At 72.9% G+C, this 9171-nt stretch carries 1 protein-coding gene; it reads left to right on the plus strand.

The genetic code is table 11. The features are described 5' to 3' along the window. Window positions 1-982: 982 nt before the first annotated feature. Window positions 983-9169, plus strand: a complete 8187-nt coding sequence (locus ACIBJE_RS25210) for an SDR family NAD(P)-dependent oxidoreductase (RefSeq protein WP_396752389.1) — start codon at window positions 983-985, stop codon at window positions 9167-9169. Window positions 9170-9171: the final 2 nt, after the last annotated feature.

Raw genomic sequence — 9171 nt, forward strand, 5'->3', positions numbered from 1 at the left:
ACGACGCGTCGGCGGCGGCGAGGTGGAGCCGTTCGGTGGACTGCCGGGTGGCCGTCCGATGAGGACCGACCGGGCGGGTCGGTCGGTGCGGGGGAGCCGGACGGGTGGATGTCGGATGGTGGACACCGGGGCTGCGTCGTGGCCTGCCCGTCGGCTCCCGCCGGGCCCGCGACGCCCGGCCGGGAAGGGGCGGTTCAAGCGAGTAAACCGCAGGTGAAGCCCTTACTCCACAATGGTGTTACAGGCGGGCGCGGCTGCGGTCGGGCGGCGCGGTGGCCGGCGGCGCGGGTGCGCAATGCCGTGGTGGGCGGTGCCCCGGTCAGAGCCGGTAGGCACCGTTTAATCGAGATATGTATATTCGCCGAAATTATGAGGCGGTAAGTCATTCTACTGTGGACCTGATCAGCCACTTAGTATCCGTGATCGACAAAGAGTGCCCAAAACCGACGTATCGAAAGTGGTTGCGTCGGCAAGGAGTGCCGCTGCTAGCATTCCGGTGCGATCCACTGGGGTTGCGTGAAAGAAGCCGCCGGGCCGATGCTGTGGCGGAATTGTTCATGGCTGTTCCGGCCCCCGGGCCGGTGGTGGTCCGTGCCCATTTCCGACCTGCTCGGACAGGACGGTCGGGGTGGGGCCGGAATTGGGGTGTGCTGTGGACGAGGTTCCTGAGCGGTCGACGTCCGACCGTGCGCCATGGGCCGGAATCGGTACGCCGACGACGTATTCCGCCGTCTTTGAATCGGCGGACATAGCTGTTCTCCGCCCGTCGCCACGACGGGGGTCGGACCGGGCCGCGCGCCGGCGTCCCCGGCCCGTGCCCGGGACCGTCGCGGCGGCCGTGGGCGTCCGCACCTGCTGACCCGAGTTCCGAGCCTACTTACCACCGCGTCGGCACCTCCCCGACCGGTCGCCCCGAGCCACCTCGACGACGAGGCCCGGCCGGGCCCGGTCGACGGAGCATTCTCCCGTTGAGGACACGTCCATGCAGCGTCCCGATCAGGCAGCGTCGCGTCACGACTCGCCCACCGCCTCGGCGGTGGAGGAATGGCTTCGGCAGCACCTGGCCGTCCAGCTCGGTCTGGACGCCGCTGGTCTGGACGCGTACGAGCGTTTCCACCGGTACGGTCTCACGTCCCTGCGTGCCGCAGGGCTCATCGCCGGGCTTTCCCGGTTTCTCGGGCGCCCGCTTCCGGCGACACTTGTCTGGGATCATCCGACCCTCGATTCGCTGGTGCGGTTCCTCAGCGAAGGGGATCGCGCACCATCCGTCACGGATTCCCGCCCCGTCGTAGGCGAGTCGGAACCGATCGCGATCGTCGGAATGGCGTGCCGCTTTCCGGGGGCGCGGAACACCGACGCCTACTGGCAATTGCTGACCGAGGGTCTCGACGCCATTACCGAGGTGCCGGTCGACCGGTGGGACGTCGACCGTTTCTACAGTTCCGCGCCGGACGCGCCGGGCCGGACGAGTACCCGTTGGGGCGGCTTCCTCGACCAGGTGGACCGCTTCGACGCCGGGTTCTTCGGTCTGGCCCCGCGCGAGGTCATCCAGATGGACCCGCAGCAGCGGCTGTTCCTGGAGCTGGCATGGGAGGCCCTGGAGGACGCCGGCATCGTCCCCGGAACGCTGAAGGACAGCCCCACCGGCGTGTTCTGCGGCGCGATGTGGCAGGACTACGCCCGGCTCGCCACCCGCCGCCCCGAGGACGTCACCGCGCACACCGCGACCGGCCACGACCTGAGCGTGATCCCGGCCCGGGTGTCGTACCTGCTCGGACTCCGGGGGCCGAGCCTCGCCGTCAACACGGCCTGCTCGTCCGCCCTGGTCGCGGTCCACCTCGCCTGCCAGAGCCTGCGCTCCGGCGAGTCGACGATGGCGCTCGCCGGCGGCGTCAACCTGACCATCGCCCCGGACAGCACGGTGGCGATGTCCAAGTTCGGGGCGATGGCACCGGACGGCCGGTCCAAGGCCTTCGACGCGCGGGCCAACGGTTACGTCCGGGGCGAGGGCGCCGGCATCGTCGTGCTCAAACCGCTGTCCCGGGCACTCGCCGACGGCGACCCGGTCTACTGCGTGATCCGTGGCTCGACGGTCAACAACGACGGTTTCAGCAACGGGCTCACCGCCCCCAGCCCGCAGGCGCAGGTGGCCATGCTCCAGGCCGCCTACCAGCGGGCGGGCGTGGCACCCGAACGGGTGCACTACGTGGAGACCCACGGCACCGGCACCTTCCTCGGTGATCCCATCGAGGCCAACGCGATCGGCGCCGTGCTCGGCGCGAACCGCCCCGCCGACCGGCCCCTGGTGATCGGGTCGGTCAAGACCAACATCGGTCACCTGGAGGCCGCCGCCGGCATCGCGGGCCTGATCAAGACCGCGCTCGCGATCCGAAACCAGACCATCCCGCCGAACCTGCATTTCACCCAGCCGAACCCGCACATCGGCTTCGAGCAGCTCCGGCTGCGGGTTCCCGGCACCGTCGAACCCTGGCCGCACCCGGAGGAGAAGCCGCTCGCCGGCGTCAGCGCCTTCGGCTTCGGCGGCACGAACTGCCATGTGGTGCTGGAGGGGGCGATCGCGCAACCGGTCCACCTGCTCCCGCTGTCCGCGCCGGATCCCGACGCGCTGCGAGCGGTCGTCCGTGCCGTACGGGAGGCCGCCACCGGCCCGGTCGCCCTGGCGGACCTCTGCTACACCGCCGCCCGTCGGCTCACCGACCAGCCGTACCGGCTCGCCCTGCCGGCCCGCACCCGGGACGAGTTGGTCAGCCGACTCGACCAGTGGCTCGACACCGTCCCCTCGTCCGCTCCCACGCCGTCGTCGCCTCCCCGGGTGGTGTTCGTGTTTCCGGGTCAGGGTGGTCAGTGGTGGGGGATGGGTCGGGAGTTGGCGCGGTGTGAGCCGGTGTTCCGTGGGGTGTTGCGGGAGTGTGCGGCGGCGTTTTCGGAGTTTGTGGACTGGTCGTTGGTGGAGGTGTTGGAGGGGGAGTCGGTTCCTGAGGGGATCGATGTGGTGCAGCCGGTGTTGTTTGCCGTCGAGGTGGGGTTGGCGGCGTTGTGGCGGTCGTGGGGTGTGGTGCCTGCGGCGGTGGTGGGGCATTCGATGGGGGAGGTCGCGGCGGCGTATGTCGCTGGGGCGTTGTCGTTGTCGGATGCGGCTCGGGTGATCTGTGAGCGCAGTGGTTTGTTGCGGCGGATTTCGGGTCGTGGGGCGATGGCGGTGGTGGAGTTGCCGGCTGGCGAGGTTGAGGCGGTGGTGGCTCCGTTCGGTGGTGCGGTGGTGGTGGCGGCTCTGAATGGGCCGGTGACGACGGTGGTCGCGGGTTCGTCGGAGGCGGTGGACGCGGTGGTGGCGTCGCTGTCGGGTCGGGGGGTGTTCGCGCGGCGGGTGCAGGTGGATGTGGCGTCGCACAGTCCGCAGGTGGATGGGTTGCGGGACGAGTTGGTGGCGCGGTTGGTGGGGGTGTCGCCGCGTGTGGCGGTGGTGCCGTTGTATTCGACGGTGCGGGCGGAGGTTCTTGCTGGTACGGAGTTGGATGCCGGGTACTGGTGGGAGAATCTGCGGGAGCCGGTGCGGTTCGCGCCGATGGTGGACCGGTTGCTCGACGACGGGTCGACCTGCTTCCTGGAGATCAGCCCCCACCCGGTCCTCGGCACCGCCATCGAGCAGAGCCAGGCCCGTTACCCCGGCCGGGGTGTGACGCTCGCGTCGACCCGCCGGGACGAGGACGAGCGCGCCGCGATGCTCGACACGGCGGCCCGGCTCCACGAACTCGGACAGCCGCTCCACTGGCCGGCCCTGTACCCGCAGGACGTCGTGCCGGTGCCGCTGCCGTCCGCACCGGACACCGCCGCGCCGACCGACCCGGCCCGGCCCACCCCGCAGACCGCGCCCGAGGAGCCGGCCACGGCATCCGACGAGCGGGTCACCGCGTCCGACGTGTCCGGTGACGCCGGGGTCGCGGCAGCCGGGCACGACGCCGGGGACGTTGTACTGCTGCCGCTGTCGGCGCACACGCCGGCCGCGCTGACCGACCTGACCCGGCGCACCGTGGACCTGCTCCGCCGCCAGCCCAACCTCGACCTGCGCGACCTCGCCCACACCGCCGCAGTGCGGCGTACCCACCACGGCGTCCGGCTCGCCGTCGCCGCCACCTCCCACGCGGACCTCCTCGCCCAACTCGAAGCCCACCTCGCCGACGGTCGCCCGTCGGACCCGGTACCCGCCGGCCCGGCCCGCCGGGTGGTGTTCGTGTTTCCGGGTCAGGGTGGTCAGTGGTGGGGGATGGGTCGGGAGTTGGCGCGGTGTGAGCCGGTGTTCCGTGGGGTGTTGCGGGAGTGTGCGGCGGCGTTTTCGGAGTTTGTGGACTGGTCGTTGGTGGAGGTGTTGGAGGGGGAGTCGGTTCCTGAGGGGATCGATGTGGTGCAGCCGGTGTTGTTTGCCGTCGAGGTGGGGTTGGCGGCGTTGTGGCGGTCGTGGGGTGTGGTGCCTGCGGCGGTGGTGGGGCATTCGATGGGGGAGGTCGCGGCGGCGTATGTCGCTGGGGCGTTGTCGTTGTCGGATGCGGCTCGGGTGATCTGTGAGCGCAGTGGTTTGTTGCGGCGGATTTCGGGTCGTGGGGCGATGGCGGTGGTGGAGTTGCCGGCTGGCGAGGTTGAGGCGGTGGTGGCTCCGTTCGGTGGTGCGGTGGTGGTGGCGGCTCTGAATGGGCCGGTGACGACGGTGGTCGCGGGTTCGTCGGAGGCGGTGGACGCGGTGGTGGCGTCGCTGTCGGGTCGGGGGGTGTTCGCGCGGCGGGTGCAGGTGGATGTGGCGTCGCACAGTCCGCAGGTGGATGGGTTGCGGGACGAGTTGGTGGCGCGGTTGGTGGGGGTGTCGCCGCGTGTGGCGGTGGTGCCGTTGTATTCGACGGTGCGGGCGGAGGTTCTTGCTGGTACGGAGTTGGATGCCGGGTACTGGTGGGAGAATCTGCGGGAGCCGGTGCGGTTCGCGCCGATGGTGGACCGGTTGCTCGACGACGGGTCGACCTGCTTCCTGGAGATCAGCCCACATCCCGTACTGGCGGCGGGAATCGAGCAGAGCTGCCGGGCGCGGGGTGGTGACGGCGTCGTCCTCGCCTCCACCCGCCGGGACAACCCGGAGCGGCTGGCCATGCTGGACACCGCCGGTGAGCTGTACCGCCTGGGCGTACCGGTCGACTGGACGGCGCTGCACCCGACCCCCGGCGCGGTCGTCCGCCTGCCCGACTACCCCTGGCAGCGGGAACGGTACTGGGCCGACGAGCCGGCCACCGGACCCGCCCACGCCCGGCACACCGGCGGCCATCCGCTCCTCGGCGGGCACGTCGAGTCGTCACTGGACCGGGGCGCCCACCTCTGGACCACCGAGATCGACGTCGACGCGCTGCCGTACCTCACCGACCACCGGGTACGCGGCCAGGTCGTCGTCCCCGCCACGGCGTACGTCGAGATGGCCCTGGCCGCCGCCGGCGAGCTGCTCGGCACGCCGGCCCGCGTGGTCGAGCACCTGGACGTCGTCGCACCGCTCGCGCCGTCCGGGGAACGGCCCACCACCGTCCAGGTGAGCCTGACCGGGGACCCGTCCGGTGGGTTCGCGTTCCACTGCGCCAGCCGGCAACCCGACGAGGACGGGCAGCCGGGCGGCTGGCTGGTGCACGCCCGGGGCCGCGTCCGCGCCGGTGAACCCGTCGTCGCCGACCACGATCCGGAGGACACCTCCCGGCCGGACGGACCGGAGCTGACCGGGGACGACCACTACGCGGCGATGCGCGCCCGGGGCCTAAACTACGGCCCGCGCTTCCAGGGCGTACGGCAGCTGTGGCGGGCCGACGGCGAGGCGTCCGCGCGGATCGACCTCGCGGCGGACCCGTCCGACGGGTACGGCGTGCACCCGGCGCTGCTGGACAGCTGCCTCCAGGTGGCGATCGCCGTGCTGCCCGGCGCGGCCGACGACACCTGGGTGCCGGTCCGGATCGAGCGCCTCGACCTGCGGGAACGCCCCGGAACGACGCTGTCCTGCCGGGCCCGGCTGCGGCCCGTCGCAGCCGGCGACGTGCGGTCGCACACCGTCGACCTGGTGGCCCGCTCCGCCGACGACGGCCGGGTCCTGCTGGTCGTCGACGGCCTGCGCCTGCGCCGCCTGGCACGCGACGCGTCGGACGCCGGCCTGCTCCACGAGATCCGCTGGGAACCCCTCGTCACCCCGTCCGGCGACGCCGACTGGGCCGGCCGGTGGCTGTTGCTCGCCGACCGGGACACCACCCTCGACGCCGCGCTGGCGGCGCGCGGCGGCACCTGCGTCGTCGTCCGGCCGGGTCCGGCCTACCGACGGCTGGCCGCCGACCGGTACGAACTCGACCCGACCCGGCCCGAACAGATCCGGGACCTGCTCGCCGACGCCTTCGACGCGGACCGGCCCTGCCGGGGTGTGATCCACCGCTGGGCGCTGGACGCCGGAGGCCCGAAACCCGACCCGGCCGCCCTGGAACACGCCCACCAGGTCGTCGCCGACAGCGTGCTGCACCTGGTCCGGGCGCTGCACGACCTGCCGCCCGGGCGGCGGCCCCGACTCTGGCTGGTCACCCGGGACAGCCAGGCGGCGGCGCCGGGCGACCGGGTGTCCGCGCCGTTGCAGGCCCCGCTGTGGGGGCTCGGCCGGACCGTCGCGCACGAGCACCCCGACCTGCGCTGCACCCGGATCGACCTCGGCACGGACCTGCCCGACGAGGACACCGCCCTGCTCACCGCCCTGCTCGCCCCGGCCGAGGAACCCGACCTGGCCCTGCGTGGCGGTGACGTGTTCGTCTCCCGCCTGGTCGCCGGGGCACCCGGCGCGGCACCCGTCGTCGCCGAGCCGGCCGGCGACCGCCCGTTCCGGCTCGAACTCGACCGGGCCGGCACCCTCGACGGGCTCCACCTGCGTCCGTTCACCCCGGCCCCGCCGGGCCCCGGCGAGGTGCTCGTCGAGGTGCGGGCCAGTGGCCTCAACTTCCGGGACGTGCTGAAGACGCTCGGCGCGTACCCCGGCCTGGACGACGCGGAGGTCACCCTGGGCGACGAGTGCGCCGGGGTGGTGGTCGCGGTCGGGCCGGACGTGACCGACCTGCGGGTCGGCGACGCCGTGGTGGCCGTCGGCAGCCGGTGCGTCGGCAGCCACGTGCGGGCCGACGCGCGGCTGGTGGCGCCGAAGCCCGCCGGTCTCGACTTCACGGCGGCCGCGACCATCCCGATCGCCTTCCTCACCGCCGCGTACGCCCTGGAACACCTGGCCCGGATCGAACCGGGCGAGCGGGTGCTGGTGCACGCCGCAGCGGGTGGGGTCGGCCTGGCCGCCGTGCAGCTCGTCCAGGCCGCCGGGGCCGAGGTGTTCGCCACCGCCGGCAGCGCCGAGAAACGCTCCTACCTGACCTCGCTGGGCGTGTCGCACGTGCTGGACTCGCGGAGCATCGCCTTCGCCGAGCAGGTGCGCGCCGCCACCGGCGGGCAGGGCGTGGACGTCGTGCTGAACTCCCTGGCCGGTGCGTTCATCACGCACGGCATCGCCGCCCTCGCCCCGTACGGGCGGTTCGTGGAGATCGGCAAGCGGGACATCCACCAGGACCGGCCGATCGGACTCGGTGAGTTCCGCCGCAACCTGGCCTTCTTCGCGGTCGACCTGGACCGGATGTTCACCGAGCGGACCGCGCTGCTCGGCGCGCTGCTGCGCCGGATCGTCGCCCGGGTCGACGCCGGAGAGCTGCGTCCGCTGCCGACCCACCGGTTCCCGGTCGCCGAGGTACGCGACGCGTTCCACCTGATGGAGCAGGCCGGCCACATCGGCAAGATCGTGCTGACCGTGACCGACCGGCAGACCGTCCCGGTCACCCCGGCCCCCGGTGCCGCCCGGATCCGCTCCGACGCCAGCTACCTGGTCACCGGCGGCTTCGGCGGGCTCGGCCTCGGCGTCGCCCGCTGGCTCGCCGACTCCGGTGCCCGCCAGCTCGTCCTGGTCGGCCGCACGGGCGCGCCGGCCACCGCCCGGCCGGTCCTCGACGACCTGGCCCGGGCCGGGGTGGAGGTGGTCTCCCTCGCCGCCGACCTCACCGTCGCCGACGAGGTGGCCCGGGTGCTCGACCACGTCCGGGAGCACCTGGCGCCGCTGCGCGGCGTGGTGCACGCGGCCGGGGTGCTCGACGACGGCATCCTGCTCCAGCAGACCGCCGAACGGTACCGGCGGGTGGCCCGGCCCAAGATCGACGCCGCGTGGCACCTGCACGACCAGACCCGCACCGAGGCGTTGGACTTCTTCGTCCTGTTCTCCTCGGTGACCTCCGTGCTCGGTTCACCCGGCCAGGGCAGCTACGCGGCCGGCAACGCCTTCCTCGACGCGTTGGCCCACGCCCGTCGGGCCGCCGGCCTGCCGGCGCTGAGCGTCAACTGGGGACCCTGGTCGGCGGTGGGCATGGCGGCCCGGCTGGAACAGGGCGGGCAGCAGGCGCTGCGCGGCCTGCGCGCGATCAGCCCGGACCAGGGCGTCGCCGTCCTCGACGGGCTGCTCGGGCGGGATGCCGCCCAGGTCGCCGTGATGCCGTTCGACGCCGCCGAGTGGGTGGCCGCCTATCCGGCCGCCGCCCGGAGCAACCAACTCGCCCGCCTCGGCACCGACGCGGCCGGGCAGCCGACGACGGCCGGCGCCCGCGCCGAGTTCCTTTCCGCCGAGCCGGGACGCCGTCGCCGGGCGGCGATGGAGGGCTACGTCCGCCAGGAGGCGTCCCGCGTGCTGCGCCTGGCTCCGGCCCGGATCGGCGTCGACACCCCGCTCCGCAGCCTCGGCTTCGACTCGCTGATGTCGCTGGAGTTGCGCAACCGCCTGGAGGCGGGCCTCGGCATCCCGCTGTCGTCCACGGTGCTCTGGAACTACCCGACGATCGAGGTGCTGGTGCCCTACCTCGCCGAGCGGATGGCGATCCCGCTCGACCCGGCGGCCGTTCCGGACGACCCCGACGGCGCCGACCCCGGCCCGGCGGCGCCGGGTCCGGACGACGACCTGGGCGAACTCTCGGTCGACGGCGACCTGGGTGGGCTCCCGATCGACGGCGACCTGGGCGAACTCTCGGTCGACGACCTGGAGGCGCTGCTCGTGCAAGAACTCAACGACCTCGATTCCTGACG

It is taken from the genome of Micromonospora sp. NPDC050187, assembly GCF_044459745.1.
Taxonomy (GTDB): Bacteria; Actinomycetota; Actinomycetes; order Mycobacteriales; family Micromonosporaceae; genus Micromonospora.

Bases quoted from the DNA above. Each gene is read 5' to 3' on its own strand.
- ACIBJE_RS25210 (WP_396752389.1), top strand. From the start codon at position 983: ATGCAGCGTCCCGATCAGGCAGCGTCGCGTCACGACTCGCCCACCGCC.